We start from the raw sequence: 19,258 nt of genomic DNA, 5'->3' as shown, positions 1-19,258 counted from the left end.
GAACTATAGCTATGGGCAAAAAAATTCTGCTCGAACATATTAACGTCCCCGGTATTGAAACCTACGACGTTTACCGGAAACAGGGCGGTTATACGGCGGTGGAAAAGGCCATCAAGACCATGACACCGGAATCCGTGGTAGAAGAAGTGAAGAAATCCGGCGTCCGGGGGCGCGGGGGCGCGGGCTTCCCGATGGGCATGAAATGGAGCTTTCTGGCCAAACCGGAAGGGGTACCCCGGTATCTGGTCTGCAATGCCGACGAATCAGAACCCGGTACGTTCAAGGACCATTACCTCATGAAACACATTCCGCACCTGCTGGTGGAAGGAATGATTATTTCCAGCTACGCCCTGGGGGCCAACAAGTCGTTCATCTACGTGCGGGGCGAGTTGATGTACGTCATTCATATTCTCGAAAAAGCGATTGCCGAAGCGAAAGCCGCCGGTTTTTTGGGAAAAAATATTCTGGGGTCGGGCTACGACCTCGAACTGGTGGTGCAGCCCGGCGGAGGAGCCTACATTTGCGGGGAAGAAACCGCCCTGCTCGAATCGCTGGAAGGCAAGCGGGGCAACCCGCGGAATAAACCGCCTTTCCCGGCCGTCAAAGGGCTTTATCAGTGCCCGACAGTGGTTAACAACGTCGAGTCGATTGCAACGACCTCCTGGATTATCAACAATGGCGGGGATGCCTATGCCGCCATCGGCGTAGGCCGAAGTGCCGGTACGAAGCTGATTTCGGCCTCGGGGCACATCAAAAAACCGGGTGTTTACGAAATCGAGCTGGGCGTACCGGTCGAAGAGTTTATTTACTCCGACGAGTGGTGTGGCGGTATTCGCGACGGGCATCACCTGAAAGCCGTCGTAGCCGGGGGTTCATCGGTTCCCATCCTGCCGGCCAACCTGATTCTGAAACTGGCCAATGGTGACCCGCGTTTAATGACCTACGAATCGCTATCGGATGGCGGTTTTCAGACCGGCACCATGCTGGGATCGGGCGGTTTTATTGTCTTTGACGAAACGGCCTGCATCGTGCGCAACACCTGGAATTTCGCCCGGTTCTACCACCACGAATCCTGCGGCCAATGTAGTCCGTGCCGCGAAGGAACCGGCTGGATGGAACGGGTTCTGCACCGGATCGAATACGGTCACGGCAATCAGCGGGATATTGATCTGCTGGTCGATGTGGCCAAGAAAATTGAAGGAAACACCATTTGTCCGTTGGGCGATGCCGCGGCCTGGCCGGTAGCGAGTGCGATCCGCCACTTCCGCGACGAGTTCGAATGGCACATTACCAACCCTTCCGAAGCGACGAAACCGGGTGCGGTTTTTAAAGGCGAGATGGCGCTGGTGTAAAAATGCGATAGCTAAATGGAAAATACACAACCTCAGTTATTTAAAGTCACCATCGACGGCGTTGAAGTCGAAGTGGAACCCGGAACAACCATTTTGCAGGCGGCCCGGAAAATTGGTGGCGATGTGGCTCCTCCGGCCATGTGCTACTACCAACCGCTGAAAGGCAGTGGTGGCAAATGCCGGGCCTGTCTGGTGCGGGTAGCGGCTGGTTCGGCCAAAGATCCGCGTCCGATGCCCAAGCTGGTTGCTTCGTGCATTACGCCGGTGCAGGATGGTATGGTCGTGGAGAACTCGACCAACGAGCAGGTGCTTTCGACTCGCAAATCGATTGTGGAATTTCTGCTGATCAATCACCCGCTCGATTGCCCGGTTTGCGACCAGGCCGGCGAGTGCGATTTGCAGAACTTCGCGTTCAACCACGGCATGGCAACCACCCGCTACGAGGAAGAACGCCGGACGTTTGAAAAACAAGATATTGGTCCGTATATCCAGTTGCACATGACGCGCTGCATTTTGTGCTACCGTTGCGTGTATACAGCCGACCAGATTACGCAGAAACGCGTGCATGGCGTATTGGGCCGGGGCGATGCCGCCGAAATCGGCACCTATATCGAAAAAGCCGTCGACAACGACTTTTCCGGGAACGTGATCGACGTTTGCCCGGTGGGCGCCCTGACCGACAAGACGTTCCGGTTTAAAAACCGGGTCTGGTTTACGAAGCCGGTCGATGCCCACCGCGACTGCCCGACCTGTTCCGGCAACGTGACGCTCTGGTACCGGGGCGAGGAAGTGATCCGGGTGACGGCGCGGAAGAACGAATGGAATGAAGTAACGGAGTTCATCTGCAACACCTGCCGGTTCGACAAGAAGCAGACCAGCGACTGGGTGATCGAAGGACCGACGAAAGTTTCGCGCAGTTCGGTTATTTCGGCCAACAAATACCGGCGTGATCTGGTGAAACCAGATTTTCAGAAAAAGCTGGCGGCTGCGACCTATACCGATGTGCATGAGGAGCGGGATACAGCGCAGTTGGGTATTCAGCAACTGCCCCCCGAGCGGTTTGCACCGGTTCTGCCCCACGCTAACGATCCCGAACCCTGAATTTAGACCAGAGAGAACAGACAAGGGAAGTAAGGCTTAATAATTCCTGGTCTAACCTCTCACTTCTTATAGCTAAAAAATGAATCTGACCGAACTCATCATAAAAGCCATCATCATTCTCGTCGTTTTCGGCGTGACCCTGCTGATTGCCATGTATTCCACCTGGGCAGAACGGAAAGTAGCCGGTTTTATCCAGGACCGTTTTGGACCCAACCGCGCAGGACCGGGTGGTATTCTGCAACCACTGGCCGATGCCGGTAAAATGTTCTTCAAAGAAGATTTTATCCCGTCACAGGCCAATAAATGGCTGTTTATCCTCGGCCCCTGTCTGGCGATTCTGACGGCGCTGATGTCGAGTGCGGTCATTCCGTTCGGCGAAAGCATCCGCTACGATGATCTGACGATTCCGGTGCAGGGCATCGAAATCAATATCGGGATTCTGTACATTTTCGGGGTCGTTTCCCTCGGGGTTTACGGGCTGATGGTGGGCGGCTGGGCGTCGAATAACAAGTTTTCGCTGCTGGGCGCCATTCGGGCGGCTTCGCAAAACATCAGCTACGAAATCGCGTTTGGCTTGTCGATCATCGCCATCCTGATGATGACGGGTTCGCTCTCGATCCGGGCGATTGTCGAAGCGCAGCACGGTTTTGCCTGGAACGTATTCAATCAGCCGCTGGGTTTTATCATCTTTCTGACCTGCGCGTTTGCCGAGTGTAACCGGACGCCGTTCGATTTGCCGGAATGCGAAACCGAGCTGGTTGGCGGGTACCATACCGAGTATAGCTCCATGAAGCTGGGCTTCTACCTGTTTGCCGAATATATCAACATGTTTGTGTCGTCGGCGATTATTGCATCCCTGTATTTTGGCGGTTTTAACTACCCCGGCATGGACTGGGTGCGCGAAACGCTGACGGGTTCGCTGGGGGCGGCAACCGGTCATAACCTGGCGACGCTGATCGGAACAGTCGTGCTGTTTGGCAAGATCTTCTTTTTCATCTTCTTCTTCATGTGGGTGCGCTGGACATTGCCGCGTTTCCGCTACGATCAGTTGATGAATTTAGGCTGGAAAAGCTTCATTCCGCTGTCGGTCCTGAATGTGTTCATAACGGGTCTGGGTTTGCTGTTCGATATTAAATACGCCAGCTGGGTAATTATCGTGGTGGCGGTTGTGCTGGCGCTGATGTCGTCGGCGCGGGCACCGAAGCCAGTGGCCCAGCCCCAGCGATCCTGATAATGCTTACAACTCACTATGCAACTTACAAATCGATCTAAAGAAGTCAGCAACAAGCAGATGACGCTGGCCGAGAAGATGTACCTTCCGGCTATCGCGCAGGGGCTGGCGATCACGATAAAGCACTTTTTCGGGAAGAAGGTTACGATACCCTATCCGGAGGTGAAACGGTATCTGGGGCCGGTTTTTCGCGGCCACCACGTCCTGAAACGCGACGAAGAAGGCCGGGAACGTTGTACGGCCTGTGGTCTGTGTGCCGTGGCCTGTCCGGCGGAAGCCATTTCGATGGTAGCCGCCGAGCGGAAGAAGGGCGAAGAAAATCTGTACCGGGAAGAGAAATACGCAGCGGTTTACGAAATCAATATGCTGCGGTGTATCTTCTGCGGCCTGTGCGAGGAAGCCTGCCCGAAACAGGCGGTTTACCTGCGCCACGACCGGCTGGTTCCCATTTTCACCGAACGCGATCAGGTCATTTACGGAAAGGATAAACTGGTCGAGCAACTGGACGATCGTTACATCCGGACCAACCCGGAGGTCCAGGCAACGCCCACCGAACCGTCCTATTCGCGATCTGCCACCTAATTTTCGTTTAATGGTTGAGGTTTAACGTGTAAGGCTAAACAACGTTAAACCTTAAACCTTAGACCTTAAACGCTAAAAAATGAAGCCTACTGAGATATTATTTTACGTACTAACGGCCATTACGCTGCTGAGCGCGTCGTTCGTGGTAACGGCCCGTAACCCCATTCACAGCGTTCTGGCGCTGATCATGACATTCTTTACCCTGTCGGGGCATTACATTCTGCTGAACGCCCAGTTTCTGGCAGCTGTTAATATCATTGTCTACGCCGGAGCGATCATGGTATTGTTTCTGTTCGTCATCATGTTCCTGAACCTGAAAAAGGAAGACGAAGAATCCAAAACGACCCTTACCAAGCTGGCGGCCGTGGTCGTCGGTGGGGTTTTGCTGGTGGTGATGGTGGCGGTTTTCCGCGCGGCTTCGATGGCCACCTACAATCCATCGACCTACAGCGCAGAAGTGGGTCTGGTCGAGAGTCTGGGGATGGTTCTCTACAAAGATTATCTGTTGCCGTTCGAACTGGCCTCGGTGCTGTTGCTGGTGGCGATGGTCGGTGCCGTCATGCTGGGGAAACGCGAACCCGGCGACCGGCACTATTGAGCTCCTATTCTTGCACCTCGGAAACGGGTTGTACTGGCGACAGTGCAACCCGTTTTTACTTTTACGGAAAAATAATCAAGCTACCATTTTGATCGTACGATTTTTATCGTATCTTTGAATCATGAAATCGGAAAACCAGAACCCATCGGAAAAAACCGAGCCAACCAAAGCCGAACTGGACGTGCTGACCGTGTTGTGGAAACACGGGCCTTCCACCGTCCGCTTCGTACACGAACAACTGAATGCGTTCAAGGAAGTAAATTATACAACCACCTTGAAACAGATGCAGTTGATGGTGGAGAAAGGGCTACTCACTCGCGACGACAGCAGCATGAAACACGTCTACGCCGTTGCAGAAGAGGAGCAGAAGACCAAGAAGCATTTGCTGGATCGTTTCGTCAATCATCTTTATGACGGCTCGGCGGGCAACCTGGTTTTGCAACTCCTGGACACTAAGAAGGCCTCCCGCGACGAACTTAAGGCTATTCGGGCTTTACTGGATAAGTTGGACGAGGATTGATGAAACCGCTTAACAACTCATACTCATGAACTTTTCCCTTAACCAGCTTCTCGACCAAACGGTGGTCAAGGCAGTCGGTTTTACGTTGCTGCATTCGCTTTGGCAGGGCTTTTTTGTAGCGATTGTGGCCGGTCTGGTATTGCTGCTGACCCGGAGGGCAAAACCGGATCTGCGTTACAATCTGTTTATGGGCTTACTAGCCCTGTTTACAATCAGCGTTGGAGTTACCTTTTCCCTTCAGTTGGAATTCGGTTCGGCCAGGCCAGTGACCGAAATTCTGAACCTTCCCGATGGTTCGTCGTTGGCCGGTCAACGAGTTTCATCCCAGCCAGAAACGATAGTTTCGTATGTCGATACCGGTTTGGCTTTTTTCAATCAGCATTTGTCCAGCATTGTACTGGTCTGGTTACTGATTCTATTGATCAAAAGCGTTCAATTTGGGATAAACCTGTATCAACTTAATTACCTGCGCCGATACCAGACATTTCCGATCGGCCTCGAGTGGGAAGACCGGGTGCGGTCACTGGCTGAAAAGGTAGGAATTCACCAGACGATCCGGGTGGTGCAGTCCGGTTTGGTCAACGCGCCGATGGTGCTGGGGCAGTTGAAACCGATTATTCTCCTTCCGTTGGGGGCCCTTGTGACCATTCCAGCCGCCCAGATTGAACTGATGCTTCTACATGAACTGGCACATATCAAACGGTTGGATTTCGTAGTTAACCTATGGCAGTACCTGCTGGAACTCCTGTTTTTCTTTAATCCGGCCCTGTTATGGCTCTCAGCTCTGATCCGGGCCGAACGCGAAGCTTGCTGCGACGAACGGGTGGTTTCGCAGGCGGATAACAAGCGAGACTACATCCAGGCTTTGCTGTCATTCCGCGAATACCAGCTGGAAGCACCGACGTATAGCCTGGCGTTTGCCGGTAAAAAGGGGCTGATTCAGCGGGTGGAACGGCTGGTATTGAAACAAAATACGGCCCTGAATTTAGCAGAGAAGCTGATTCTGGCGTTGTCGTTGGTGCTGATTTTTACAGTTAGCCTGCTGTACGCTCAACCGATCTCGAAACCGCCTTCTTCAAATCAGGCTGAAAAGCAGCAGCCAGAAAAACCGGGCAATGGAATAGAACAGACAACCCCGTCCATCAACGCCCAATATAACAAGACGCCAGAAAAAGTACCGTCGAACGTCATCAAGGGCGAATCAGGAAAAGAAGCTGATCCGGCGCATCCTGGCAACACTGTGCTAACCGATAGCAGCCGGCAACGGGCCGTGTTGGATGAGTCGCAACCGGATTTGATTCGGGCTTCATTAGGCGATTTGAGTGCGCTTCAGGAGTCGTTGGTGGCCCTACGGGATTCGTTGCCTGCACAGTACGAAAGACCGAAACTGACGCTCAGCCAACCGACTTATTCGCCCAAACCGCTGGCCTTAGCGAACCCGAAACCGAATCCAGAGAAATCATCTGTTGCTGAGCAATTGATTGACGCGGTCGTGGACGCCGGTTTGAGCCCATCCCGCGACAACCTGTCATTCCATATCACGAACGATTTTCTGATCGTGAACGGGGTTAAACAACCGGAAGAAGTGCATCAGCGCATCATTTCAAAATTTGTCAAAAAACCGGGCGATATCGTCGATTTTACCTACCGGAGTACGCGCTAAAAATCTGACAATTCTTGTTTCCATCTTCCGCTAAACGTACGCTCGGCAGGCTGGATTCCTGTTGCCTATTGAACGGTTTTACTCGCTAATAAACTTCAATTACACTTTTTATGGCTGCCAAAATTCGGGTATTGGTTACCCTATGGATCATTATTGCCCAATCGGTAGGGTTGGCCCAGTCCATTATCCAGCTAAACGGGCGAATAACCACTCCGGATCAAAAACCGGTGGAAGGGGTAGGCGTTTCGCTCGTACGGGCTGCGGATTCTAGTCTGGTAAAAGTCGACCTGACCGAAGCCGATGGGAGTTTTCGTTTCACAAATCTTAAAACCGGTTCCTACTTCCTGACTGCCAGCGCGCTGGGGTTTGAGCCGTATCGGAGCGTCATTCTTGAACTGACGGCGACTGAGCCGGTTCGAACACTGGCGTCAATTCAGCTCCGCAGCTCAGCCCTTCAACTGAAGGAAGTCGTGGTGAAAACGCAGAAAGATTTTGTCGAGTTTAAACTCGACCGAACGGTTGTAAACGTAGACGCGCTCCTGTCCAATGCTGGTACGAACGTACTGGAAGTATTGCAGAAAGCGCCGGGTGTCACGGTGGACCAAAACGGAATCATCAGTTTGAAAGGTCAGAGCGGGGTGCTGGTTCTGATCGATAACCGACCCACCTACCTGTCGGCGGCTGATCTGGCGGCTTATCTGAAGTCGTTGCCCTCAGGTTCTGTCGAGCAAATAGAACTGATGACTAACCCGCCCGCGCGGTACGATGCCGCCGGAAACGCCGGGGTGATCAACATTAAAACGAAGAAATCGAAAATCGCGGGTTTTAACGGGAGCATTTCGGCTGATGTCGGGAAGTCGATTTACTGGCGACACAACGAAACCATTACGCTAAATTACCGTAAAAACCACTTCAATTTCTTTCTCAATGGCGGTTTTAATCACTACGACGGCTGGCGGAAACTCACGATTGAACGGCGGTATTTCGGCGAAACAAACCAACTGAACACGATTTTTTCCCAGACATCCTATTTTTATCCGCGCAACCGCACCCCTACCCTGAAAGCGGGCGTCGATTTTTATTCCAGTCCGAAAACCACGCTGGGTCTGGTCTATACGGGTTCATTTACGCTTAACCGCGAGCAACGGCCAGTCAGCAGTGCGTTGCTAAATCTGATGGGGCAACCGGATTCGTTGATTGAGGCCGCCAATTCGCAGCGAAGGCGCTTTCATCAGAATGGCATCAATCTGAATTTTACACACCAGTACGACAGCACAGGCCGCTCTCTGACGATTGATCTGGATTATGTGCAATATCGTATTTCGACGCAGCAAACGTTCCAGAATACATTTCTGGAAGCCAATCAGGTGGTTAAAAATCGGGAAAATCTGCGGGCGGACCTGCCCTCTGATATTGCAATTTATTCGGTCCGGTCGGACTATAACCATCCGCTGGAAGGTAAGGCCAGCCTGTCGGGGGGAGTCAAGAGCAGTTATGTTTCGACCGACAATGCGGCCAATTATTTTATCCAAACGGTTTCGGCTGAAAGACCGGATTGGGACAAAACCAACCGGTTTCGGTATACCGAAAACATCAATGCAGCTTATCTGAATTATATCAAAGAACGGGGCCGATTTTCGCTGCAAACCGGGTTGCGGCTGGAAAATACGCGTACCCAAGGCCACCAGTTGGGCAATGCGGCCAAACCGGATTCGTCGTTTAAACGGAATTATACCAATCTGTTCCCGACGCTCTATCTGTCGTATCAACTGGATAGCAGCCAAAACCGACTGACATTCTCGTACGGACGGCGCATCGGGCGACCGTTTTATCAGGACCTGAATCCGTTTGTTTTTCTGCTGGACAAGTTCACGTATTTTGCCGGAAACCCATTTCTGCATCCTGAGTTTGGTAACCGGTTCGAACTGACGTTTAACCACAACAAGCGATTCAATCTGTCGCTGCTCTACAACATAACCACCGGGATGCACAACGAAATCATTGAACAGCAGGCTGCGGTTTTTATCAGTCGGACAGGCAACATCGGTCGGCTGCGGTACGGTGGTATTTCGGTCAATACCACCCTGAAAGCCGGGAACTGGTGGACGTGTAACCTGTACGCCGAAATTATGAAAAACCAATTTGAAGGGCTTCCGGGAAACGCCGGAACCCGTACGGGATCGGTGTATGGCTACCTGGGGCCGAACAGCCAGTTTCTCTTTAAAAACGGCTGGAGCGCCGAATTAAGCGGTTTTTATACGACCCGCAGCCAGAGCGGGCAGTTTGATAAGGCGTCGCTGTTTGTCGTCAATACGGGTGTTCAGAAAAAAGTGCTGAACAACAAAGGCACCGTTCGACTGACGACCCGGGATCTGTTCTGGTCATTGCGCCCGCGGGGTACTATTCTGAACATTCCGAATGCGACGGCCCGATACCACAACGTTTTCGACACGCGGGCGCTGACGGCTTCGTTCACATACAGTTTCAGCAAAGGCGCGTCCGGAAAACAGAAACGCACAACCAACGGCGCGGGGAGCGAGCAGGAGCGGGTCAAGAATTGAAAAACCGCCTTACCGCGATGTGATGACTTTCCGAATGCCGAGATACCCACCGACCGAGTCCGTGTAAAGGCCACCGTAATCATTGGCGAACGCGGCATTGAGCAGGAATTCGCCCATCCCGCCCATCTGGACCGGTGCCGTCAGGCTGAACAGCGTCGACCATTGGTTGCGGATTTTCGGAAAGGGTTCGCCGTACGTACCGATGTTGTCGCTCAGCGACAGCTTTCCCAGCCACTCAACGCGGCCAAGCCGGCCCGACATTCCAAAATGCAGCAGACTGACGCGGTTGTTGGCGATGGCGCCGTTGGGCAGCCTTGCCCGAATGTCCGTGCCCGGTGTCATGAACGGCGAGCCAATGGTTCGCCCGTTGTAAATCCAGCCGTCCAGGTATTGCGAATGGTTGAAATAATTGTCGCGGCCCCGGCGCGAGGGATCAAAAATCAGGAAGTTAGGTCCACCCTGGTTTTTGGTGTACAAAAATTCGGCTAAAAACTCGCTGATCGAAAAAAAGGCTCGTTCGCTGCGCTGGTTTTTCAGCCGCAAACCCTGTAACCCATCGCGGATGTTGGTCAGGTAGAAGAGCGAACCGTCGTCGTAGATGCTCTGGCGATACAGCAACAAACTGAGCGACCCCAGGTTGGCTTCCAGTGCCAGATCAACCGTACCGAGGTGGTTACCAACCCGGTTTTCTTCGAAAGTGGGCAGGGTGGTGTCAATTTTATTCGGGTTACGGTGGGAGGTCACAACAAACCAGTAATTGCGAAAACCGGTGGGCAAATGCCCGTTAACGGTGAAATCCGGCGATATCTGGTCGGAATAACCGCCCCACTGCACCTGGTGATTGATCCCGGCGTAGAGTTTCAATCTGGAACCCGGTTTCCCGAGCCGCCCGTACAGGGCCTTCTGATGCAGGTACGAGTTCCGGACAATCCGGCCGTTATTTCCAAACCAGCCGTGGTTGTAAAAAGCATTAATGGCCAGAAAATGATTGGTGAGCGGAATCGGGACAAAACCGTGGGTGCCAAGCTGAATCACGGGCAGGGGCAGGGCGTTGCCCGACCAGGCAAACGAACCGGATGTGAGGGTGGTATCCGTGATCCCGTACACCATCCGGCGTCGGCCGGCGTAAAACTCGATGCCGCCGTAGCGAGCCTTTACATAGGCTTCCGGCAGCAGGATCTTCGGATTGTGGGCTACATTGCCAACGACCTCAACCCCGTAGCCCCAGTCGATCTTTTTCTGGTGGATGATCCCGCTATCCTGCACCGGTTTTCCGTAATCGGACGAAAGGCCGAAACGCAGCGTGCCGGCGGGCGTGGTGGCCGGAACAATCCCGTACTGGTTGGCCCGGAGCCAGAACGGCGTTCGACCCCCCGTCGAAACGTAAGTGCCCACCTGCAGATCGTACCGGGTTGTTTTGGGAAAATAAGCACGTTGAGCAACACCCGGATAGATAAAGCACGCGGACAAGGCAAAGACCAAGCCGGCTTTTATAGTCATGTTGTACGGTATGGACAAAAATGGTTATTTGCCTCTTCCCTGCATCATTACCCGGACCGTCTGGACAATGAGCCAGACGTCGGTGGAAAACGAGACACGTTGCAGGTATTCGAGATCGTACCACAGTCGTTGCACCATCTCTTCAACGTTTTCGGCATAACCGAACTTGATCTGGCCAATGGACGTAATGCCGGGCCTGACCATCAGTAAGTACTTGTATTCCGGTGTTTTTTCGAGAATCTGGTTGATAAAAAACTGCCGTTCCGGGCGCGGCCCCACCACCGACATTTCACCCCGCAGCACGTTGTAAAACTGCGGAAACTCGTCAAGACGGGTTTTCCGCATGAACTGCCCCCAGGGCGTAATCCGGTCGTCGTTATCGCCCGACGAAAGCGCCGGGCCACTCCGTTCGGCGTCGGGATACATGCTGCGGAACTTATAAATCCGGAAAGGACGCCCCCACTTGCCGATGCGTTCCTGCGAATAAAAAACCGGGCCTTTCGACGTCAGTTTCGTGACGAGCGCAATCAGGATAAAAAACGGAGCCCCCAGGCCCAGAACCGCCAACGAGAAACCAATATCGAAAGCCCGCTTGAACACATTGACCTGCAAATCATCGAGATAATGCGTGGAAAGGCTGATAACCGGCTGAACGTCATGGTATTCGACGGTAACGCCTTTGGTCAGGAAGCCCTTGAAGTCGACAATCAGTTTTACCTGGTACTTGGCTTCTTCCGAAAAACTCATGATTTCGCGCAGTTGCTCCGTTTCGATGTACGGCAGGCAGCAATACACGCAGTCGATTTCGTTCCGGATGATGTATTCTTTCAGGTAGCTGTAGTCCCCGCGTAGCGCTGAAGCGTTTTCGGACGTCATTTTGTCGAAATACCCGTAAAACTTAAACCCGATTTCGGGGTACATCTGGTAGAACGTCTGGATGCTGCGGGAAAGTGGCCCGTAGCCCACGACCACAAACCGCCGGGTGTTGTAGCCCATCGCCCGGTACACCTTGAGCAGAATCAAAACCGCCGAGCGCCAGAGCGAACCGGCGCAGAGAAAGAGCACGTACGTCAGCAGCAAATGTTCCCGCGAATAGGAAAAACCGCCTTTGGTAAATACCCAGAAAACCGAAACGAGCGCAATGTGCAGCCCGACCAGCTTCACAAGACCCACCAGCAGATTCTGGATCGTAAACGTCAGACGGGAATAATTATACGGTTTGTTGATCAGCAGAATCAGAATCCACGCGGCATTGATGAACCAGAAAAGCGTGAGGTAGGGTACTTCGAATAACGACTCGGTTGTACCAAATTTTAGCCGGTAGGCGAGCGCAAAACAAATATCCAGCAGGATAATGTCCAGGGTTGCGCTGAAAGGCCGCAGTAAAAAAGAAAACCGGTGTTTCATAAGCTATTCGTTTGGAACGGTTGCCGCTTGACGGACAGAGAAACAACCAAACCGCTCCTGCACTGAATTCGAAACAAATGAAAGACACTTATTATAAAGAGCGAACGGCATGCCCATTTTCCACTCCTTAACTCCAAGTTCACTTTATTTGTACGATATTCGAAAAGAAATTATTGAAAAATCGGGCAAAAATTATCGAGAGGACTCGAAGAAAATCATGTTCTTTTCATAGTTCTACTTAAAAGTCAGATAGTTAAAGTTGTTTAGCGGTTTGTAAACCATTCAGTGACTTTGCCGGACACATACTGGTTAAACGTCCGCCGGAAATTTTCAACACTAAATTGCTGCGCGTGCTGATGAATGACCACCGGGTCAAACTGGTCGGCGGTTTTTTCGAACCGCTGCACGCAGTCCCGGAGCGAATCCACTTGCTGGCGGTCGAAAAACAACCCGGTTTTCTGATCAATTACCGACTCCAGCGCCCCGCCCTTCCCGAAGGCCAGCACGGGGGTCCCGCAAGCCTGGGCTTCCACGGGGGTAATGCCAAAATCTTCTTCGGCTGCAAAAATAAACGCTTTTGCTTGTTGCATATACAAAACGAGTGCCTCATTGGATTGGTAACCGACCAGTTCGATGTTCGGAGTCGCCAACCGTTTGATTTTTTCGTAATCCGGACCATCTCCTACTACGACCAACTTTTTATGGGGCATGGTTGTAAAGGCCTCCACAATTAAATTGATTTTTTTGTACGGGACCATCCGCGAAGCTGTCAGGTAATAGTTTTCCTTTTGTTGCCCCAGGGCAAACTGCCGGGTGTCGACGGGTGGGTAAATGACATCAGCTTCGCGACCGTAGACCTTCCGGATGCGCCGGGCAATGTACCGGGAATTGGCCACAAAATAATCGACGCGCTGCGCCGACTGGTAATCCCAGAGCCGGATGTAGTGCAGAATCATTTTGGCAATGAGACCGCTCAGGCCGGTTTTCAGGCCGCTTTCGTTCAGGTACTGGTGGTACAAATCCCAGGCGTAGCGCATGGGGGAGTGGCAATAACAAATGTGCAGCTGATTCGGGCCGGTCAGCACGCCTTTCGCTACGGCATGGCTACTCGACAGGATCACATCGTAGGCACTGAGGTCGAACTGTTCGACGGCCAGCGGCATCAGCGGCAGGTACGAACGGTACTTTTTTTTCGCCCAGGGAAGGTTCTGAATAAAGCTTGTAGTGGCGGTTTTGTGCTGAACCAGTGGTCGCTGCGCATCGGGCAGGAAATCGACCAGGGTGAAAAGATCGCTCTGGGGATACAGCGCCAGCATTTGCTCGACCACGCTTTCGGAACCGGCGAAGGTCACTAACCATTCGTGGACAAGGGCAATCTTTTTATCAAGCATTTTCAGACAGGAGACGTTAGATTAAAGACAACAGACCAGACAAGTAGGCCGATAGAACGCTTTCCTCTCTTGCTAGCGTCTTGTGTCCAATTCAATAATCAGGTCCGCGAGTTTGCGGGCGGATTCGTCCCAGCTAAAATGCTCGACCCGGGCGCGCCCTTTTTCAACCAGCGTTTTTCGCAAGGCTTCGTCCCGGTAGAGCCGGATCAATCCCTCGCGGATGCTGGCGATGTCGTACGGATCGACGTACACACTGGCATCCCCGCAGACTTCGGGCAGGCTCGTTGTGTCCGATACCAGCGTGGGGCAGCCACACGCCATCGCTTCGAGCGGAGGAATGCCAAAGCCTTCGAAAAACGACGGATAGGCGAAAAACAGCGCGTGCTGGTACAGGTTCACGAGTTGTTCGTCGCTAAGGTAGCCGGTAAAAATAATGGATGGATCATTCTGAATCATTTCTTTCAGACCCGTGTCGGCAAAAACCTTGTGGGCCGCCCCGACAATGACCAGTTTGGTATCGGGCAATGCTGCTTCCTGAAAGGCCTGAATCAGCCCCTTGAAATTCTTGCGCGGATCGAGCGACGAAACCGCCAGAATGTACTTGCCGTACGGGTTTTCGCCTTTCAGCGCGGGCGGATACCGGAAAAGATCCGAAATGCTGGGGTAAATGATTTCCAGCTTTGACCGGGGAATGTGGTAAAACCGGATAATGTCGTTGAGGGAATATTCGCTGATAGTCAGAACTTTACGGGCCGTTCGGGAAACGCGGGGCGACGTGAAATTATAGAGCATCGAGAATTTTTTGCTGAACCACGCCGGATTGACGTGAAACGAAAGATCCAGAACCGTCGCGATTTTATTCGGGTACCAGAGTGGAGCCGTATTGCATAGATTGACCAGCAACGGATCGCCTAACTGGCGCAGGTACCCGGGTAGCGAAACCTGTTCCCACAGATAACCCCGGGCCGGGCCGACGACCTCGGCTTCCAGCTCGTCGGCAATGGCCTGATGACGAATGTCGTACGGCGTGACGAACGATGCTTCCGGGAGCAGTTTTTTGAGTCGTTTACTGAGTTCAATCCCAACCCGCTGGGTACCGGTAATGGGCTGGGTGAGAAAACGGGCGTTGATGACGATGGGCTTACGCATGCAAATAAGTCCGGCGATGCTTCAGGCGGTCTGAACAACCGGAGCCGACGGATTCTGTTTTCGGAGGTAATTGCGTTTCAGAATATACAGGCACAAAGCTATCACAAAAGGCAGCGCATTGGAAGGAGAAGTTATTCTGTGCTCCGTAAAACTCATGATGGACAGGTTGAAAAACGATACCAGCAGAAAATCCCGGACGATGCCGGCGGGTTCTTTCCGCAGAAAACGATAGACGGCGTACCAGAACATGAGGAAAATACCGAGGCCGATCAGTCCCTGCTCGCCTAGCAGATGGAGGTAGGAATGGTGCGCGTGGGCGTCGTTGAACACCTTTTGGGGCTGCCCGTTCAGGCTGATGACATACGGAATCCCGCCGTATCGGAACGGAATGTCATTGACGGCTCCAAAACCGGCTCCGATCAGGGGCGAATGGCTGAAGTTGTCGACCGCCCGTGGCCAGGTTTCCATGACCCGGATGAGCAGATTGGCCGATTTAGTGGTGACTTCGCCGTAGAGCGGGGAAATGTAGGTGTTGGCGCCCCCCAGGCTGGGGTCGGCATCCCGAACATAGGTCTGGTAAATCGGGTACGTAAAATACAGAATCACCGCCTGCACCAGAATGATCGCCAGGAGTGCTAATTTGATCAGGTAAGTCCGGTTGGATCGATCGAAGTAAAAGAACGCAAAACCGGCAATCAGGCCCAGCATGGAGCCGCGTGAGGTGGTGGAAACTAAAAAAAGCGTATTAATACCGATCAGGTAGAGCCACCGGCGCTTGCGTTCTTTCAGGTAACAGATGATGTTGAGCGAGAGCACAATGCTGATGAAGCCGCCCGCGCCGTTGGTGCTTTTGAAAAAACCGTGGAAAAACGTAGCCGGGTTATTCCAGTCGAGGATGGCGGCAAAGTTGGTCATCACCAGGTTTAGACCGAAGGCGATGCCGTTGACGATGGTCGCAAAAATCAAAAACCGCTTGAAAAGCCGGTCGGCGTTGAGGTTATACGAAAAAAACGGAATCAGGAGCAGGGGGGTGTAGGAGATGATAAAGTTGCCGTCGTACCGGTAAAAACCGAAATGCAGGAAGGAGGCCGGGTAGTACAGCAAAATGCCCGCGAACGAATAGATAAAATAGAGATAAAGCCAGAACAGGTATTTCGGAACCGCAAAGGTTTGATACCGAAGCAGCAGAAACGGTAAAACCGCCATCGACAGCAAGGACGGCAGCGGGCTGATGAAAATCAGATTCGTTACGGTTCCGAACAGGCCGATCAGCAGGGCAATCAGGAGTATTTTTTTTACCGATAGCGTCATCGATCAGTCCGGGAAAGGGTATCGGCGGGGCGTTTGGCCCGTTAATACCCGGATAAAAAGCCGGGCGTACACCCAGCGGGTGTTCAGGATACTTTTGAACAGGCTCAGTACGGTTAACAGGTAGATACTGCCAAACGCTGGCCAGCCCAGGTAGTGGCGCGTGAACAGAAATTTATTGCGATGATAGTAATAATCGGCAAATTTCGCACGGTAGGAGCGGCTTTCGGGCGAGGCCCCGATGGTAGCCCCTTCCTTGTGATAGACAATGGAGCGGGGTTCGTAGGAAACCGACCAGCCCTGCCGACGCCCCCGCGTGCTCCAGTCAATTTCTTCAAAATACAGGAAATAAGCTTCGTTCAGTTCACCCACATCGCGAATAAACCGGGTGCTGGCAAACAAAGCGGCTCCGGCCACAAAATCCAGGGGCCGGTCGGCGGGCAGTTGCTGCGTCGCCGGGTCCGCAGCCGCCAGACCCCGGCCAATCGGATACGCTTTGCCGGTAAACGGCCGATAGGTAGAACCGCCCAGATACTGGACTATCCCGGGCTGGTGGTAAAATAAAATTTTGGAACCCAGCATCCCGATTTTTTCCGCGCCCGGTTGTCCGGCCCGCTCGACCAGCCAACGCAGACTATCCGCCCGGACAGTCGTATCGTTGTTCAGTAACCAGACAAAATCCGCTTTTGCCTGGACCAGCGAAAACCGGATGCCGAGGTTATTGCCCGCGCTGTAGCCCTCGTTGCGCTCCGCCCGAATGAGGACGAGCGGTTCCGAAGGATGCACTTGCGCCCCGATCTCCTTTTCATCCAGCACCGCATGCGGAACCGCTTTTTGCAGGGCCCAGTCCCGGATTTTCGGTACGGAATCGTCACCGGAACAGTTATCGACGACGATCATCCGGCGGTTCGGGTAGTCGAGCGCCAGCACGCTTTCCAGGCATTCGATCGTATCGGGCCAGCCTTTGTAATTCAGAATGATCACATCAACCCAGGCAGTGGTCGTTGTCATGGTGCTATACATCGGATGGAACCGGCCGGCCCAAAACGTGTTTTTTGAGCAGGAGTTTCAGGTAAATACCGTAATAGTAAACGCTGATGAGGGTGTTCAGGGTATAAGCCGTCCAGCGATTGGGGCTGCATTTGCGCTGGATCTGCCGAATTTCGGTCAGAGGGCGCCAGAATAAACTACTGACGCCTTCGGCCGAGCAATGCGCCACGACCTGCGGAAACCGGAGCAGGCGGTTTTTGTGCGCATACAGCCGGAAATTCAGCTCGTAATCCGACATAATCCGTAACCCGGTATCGTACCGGAAATGGGTAAAAACCCGCCGGTTGTAAAACGCGCCCTGGTGGTGAACCGTGTTGTAAAAAAGCGTTTTAGTGCCCACAAAGGAATGGAACGTCCGGCCGTTGCTCAGCTCGACATCCCCGTAAATCAGGTCATACTGCTCGTCGGCCATGGCGGCAAAAGCCGTCAAAATGTGGGGTTTGAGGAAATCGTCGCTGCCCAGAAAGAACAGCCACTGGCCGTTGGCGGCATCGATGCCTTTGTTCATGGCGTCGTAAATGCCCTTGTCGGGTTCGCTGATCCAATATTTAATTTGTGATTCGTACTGGCGAATCATGTCAACGGTCCCGTCGCTGCTTTGGCCGTCGATGAGGATGTACTCGAAAAGGGTATGATCCTGTTCGACGACGCTCCGGATGGAGGCTTCGATCTGACGGGCCGCGTTATAACAAACCGTAATGATGCTGACAAGCGGTCGGTGGGTGTTCATGGCCGTTACAAGAGATCCTGATACAACGTCAAGGTTTGTTGCACGGTTTTTTCCCAGGAAAAGCCCTGCAATTGCTGCCGCCCCCGCTGAATGAGCTGCTGCCGAAAATCCGGATCGTTCACGATTTTTTCGACGGCTTCCCGCATGGAATCCGGGTTTTCGGGATCAAAGTAGAGCGCTGCCGAACCGGCCACTTCGGGCAGTGAACTCCGGTTGCTGAGCAGACACGGACAGTTACCGGCAAAGGCTTCCAAAACCGGTAATCCAAACCCTTCGTAGAGCGACGGAAACACAAACGCCACGGCCTGCCGGTATAACTGCCGGAGTTTCAGATCGTCGATCGGTTGTTGTTCCACCAGCGAACGGAGGTTTAATTCCCGCAGCAGTAGCAATTCATCCGGTTTGAATGCGCCCCCTCCCGCGCAAATGACCCGAAGCTGGTGCGACCGGAGAACCGGTGCGGCCGCCCGAATGAACGCTGAAAAATTTTTATAGTGCCCCCGGTTGCCCACAAACAGCAGGTACGGCGGATGGGGAGATGGTTCCGGTTGCAGGGGATCGGCGGTTAGGGAAGTCCCGTGGTAAATAACCCGAATCCGATCCGGTGGAAGCTGATACACATCGATCAAATCCTGCCGGGTATGTTCGGAAATGGCGATTATGGCACTGGCGCGGCTGATGATTTCCCGCTTCCAGGGGAGCATGCGCTGGTCGGTAGCCAGATCGGAAAACCGCTCGGACAATCGCTCGTGAATCAGGTCGTGGACCGTTACCACGACGGGTTGCCGGCGGAGGTAGCGGAAAAAATAAGGGTCGTAATACGTCGCGTGGTAGAGATCGAAAGACCGCTTTCGCATCTCCCAGATCGACCAGGCCCGGTTTATGGCGTACAAACGGGGTTGCACCCGGTGAACCGGCCAGGTCGGAAAAAATGGCCGCGCGGGCAAACCGTATTCCCGTAAATGGACATTATTGGAAAAAAGCAGCGATAAATGCGCAGAGTGCTGACTGTCAGATGGGGGAATGCGGGTGATTAATTCGCAAAAATACCGGGAAATGCCGCCGTAATTTTGTTCAGAAAACGTTTGATGGTCATAGAAAATCCTCATGCAAGC

Annotated in this window: 16 protein-coding genes; 8 read left to right on the top strand and 8 right to left on the bottom strand. The window is 53.1% G+C overall.

What is annotated here, in order from left to right; genetic code table 11:
- Window positions 1-11 precede the first annotated feature (11 nt).
- From nuoF to ACFPMF_RS27060, 8 genes are all read left to right on the top strand, one after another.
- Window positions 12-1,352: an NADH-quinone oxidoreductase subunit NuoF gene (nuoF, locus tag ACFPMF_RS27095; protein ID WP_379851131.1), complete on the top strand. Its 1,341-nt coding sequence runs from the start codon at window positions 12-14 to the stop codon at window positions 1,350-1,352.
- Window positions 1,353-1,367: 15 nt separating this feature from the next.
- A complete protein-coding gene (locus tag ACFPMF_RS27090; RefSeq protein ID WP_379851129.1) occupies window positions 1,368-2,453 on the top strand; it encodes an NADH-quinone oxidoreductase subunit G in 1,086 nt (361 codons plus the stop codon).
- Window positions 2,454-2,532: 79 nt separating this feature from the next.
- Entirely contained in the window at window positions 2,533-3,684 is a 1,152-nt protein-coding gene (gene nuoH, locus ACFPMF_RS27085; RefSeq protein ID WP_379851127.1) for an NADH-quinone oxidoreductase subunit NuoH, read from the top strand.
- 18 nt (window positions 3,685-3,702) lie between these two features.
- Complete coding sequence (locus ACFPMF_RS27080; RefSeq protein WP_379851125.1) at window positions 3,703-4,266, top strand: NuoI/complex I 23 kDa subunit family protein; 564 nt, start codon at window positions 3,703-3,705, stop codon at window positions 4,264-4,266.
- A gap of 79 nt (window positions 4,267-4,345) precedes the next feature.
- Window positions 4,346-4,864, top strand: coding sequence for an NADH-quinone oxidoreductase subunit J family protein (locus tag ACFPMF_RS27075; RefSeq protein ID WP_379851123.1), 519 nt, complete (start codon window positions 4,346-4,348; stop codon window positions 4,862-4,864).
- A 121-nt stretch (window positions 4,865-4,985) separates the two neighbouring features.
- Entirely contained in the window at window positions 4,986-5,384 is a 399-nt protein-coding gene (locus ACFPMF_RS27070) for a BlaI/MecI/CopY family transcriptional regulator (protein ID WP_379851121.1), read from the top strand.
- A gap of 25 nt (window positions 5,385-5,409) precedes the next feature.
- The gene (locus tag ACFPMF_RS27065) at window positions 5,410-7,047 is read left to right on the top strand and encodes a M56 family metallopeptidase (RefSeq protein ID WP_379851119.1); all 1,638 of its coding nucleotides are present in this window, start codon (window positions 5,410-5,412) and stop codon (window positions 7,045-7,047) included.
- 110 nt (window positions 7,048-7,157) lie between these two features.
- Window positions 7,158-9,608, top strand: coding sequence for an outer membrane beta-barrel protein (locus ACFPMF_RS27060; protein ID WP_379851117.1), 2,451 nt, complete (start codon window positions 7,158-7,160; stop codon window positions 9,606-9,608).
- A gap of 9 nt (window positions 9,609-9,617) precedes the next feature.
- On the opposite strand, the gene ACFPMF_RS27055 is transcribed toward ACFPMF_RS27060, so the two are convergent.
- The 8 genes from ACFPMF_RS27055 to ACFPMF_RS27020 all read right to left on the bottom strand — a co-directional run bounded on the left by ACFPMF_RS27055 (window position 9,618) and on the right by ACFPMF_RS27020 (window position 19,252).
- Window positions 9,618-11,108, bottom strand: coding sequence for a capsule assembly Wzi family protein (locus tag ACFPMF_RS27055; protein WP_379851115.1), 1,491 nt, complete (start codon window positions 11,106-11,108; stop codon window positions 9,618-9,620).
- 24 nt (window positions 11,109-11,132) lie between these two features.
- Window positions 11,133-12,515 carry an exopolysaccharide biosynthesis polyprenyl glycosylphosphotransferase gene (locus ACFPMF_RS27050; protein WP_379851112.1) on the bottom strand — a complete coding sequence of 461 codons (1,383 nt, stop codon included), beginning with the start codon at window positions 12,513-12,515 and terminating at the stop codon, window positions 11,133-11,135.
- Window positions 12,516-12,778: 263 nt separating this feature from the next.
- A complete protein-coding gene (locus ACFPMF_RS27045; RefSeq protein ID WP_379851110.1) occupies window positions 12,779-13,906 on the bottom strand; it encodes a glycosyltransferase family 4 protein in 1,128 nt (375 codons plus the stop codon).
- A gap of 72 nt (window positions 13,907-13,978) precedes the next feature.
- The gene (locus ACFPMF_RS27040; protein WP_379851108.1) at window positions 13,979-15,055 is read right to left on the bottom strand and encodes a glycosyltransferase family 4 protein; all 1,077 of its coding nucleotides are present in this window, start codon (window positions 15,053-15,055) and stop codon (window positions 13,979-13,981) included.
- A 21-nt stretch (window positions 15,056-15,076) separates the two neighbouring features.
- Window positions 15,077-16,366, bottom strand: coding sequence for an O-antigen ligase family protein (locus ACFPMF_RS27035; RefSeq protein WP_379851106.1), 1,290 nt, complete (start codon window positions 16,364-16,366; stop codon window positions 15,077-15,079).
- A 3-nt stretch (window positions 16,367-16,369) separates the two neighbouring features.
- Window positions 16,370-17,374 (bottom strand): glycosyltransferase family 2 protein, encoded by a 1,005-nt coding sequence (locus ACFPMF_RS27030; RefSeq protein WP_379851104.1) that lies wholly within the window; start codon window positions 17,372-17,374, stop codon window positions 16,370-16,372.
- 4 nt (window positions 17,375-17,378) lie between these two features.
- Window positions 17,379-18,143: a glycosyltransferase family 2 protein gene (locus tag ACFPMF_RS27025; RefSeq protein WP_379851102.1), complete on the bottom strand. Its 765-nt coding sequence runs from the start codon at window positions 18,141-18,143 to the stop codon at window positions 17,379-17,381.
- Between the two features lie 5 nt (window positions 18,144-18,148).
- Window positions 18,149-19,252, bottom strand: a complete 1,104-nt coding sequence (locus tag ACFPMF_RS27020; RefSeq protein ID WP_379851100.1) for a glycosyltransferase family 4 protein — start codon at window positions 19,250-19,252, stop codon at window positions 18,149-18,151.
- Window positions 19,253-19,258 lie beyond the last annotated feature (6 nt).

It is taken from the genome of Larkinella bovis, assembly GCF_042655385.1.
Lineage (GTDB): Bacteria > Bacteroidota > Bacteroidia > Cytophagales > Spirosomataceae > Larkinella > Larkinella bovis.
Note: the sequence above shows the minus strand (reverse complement) of the source record. Positions and strands in the feature narration are given on the sequence as shown.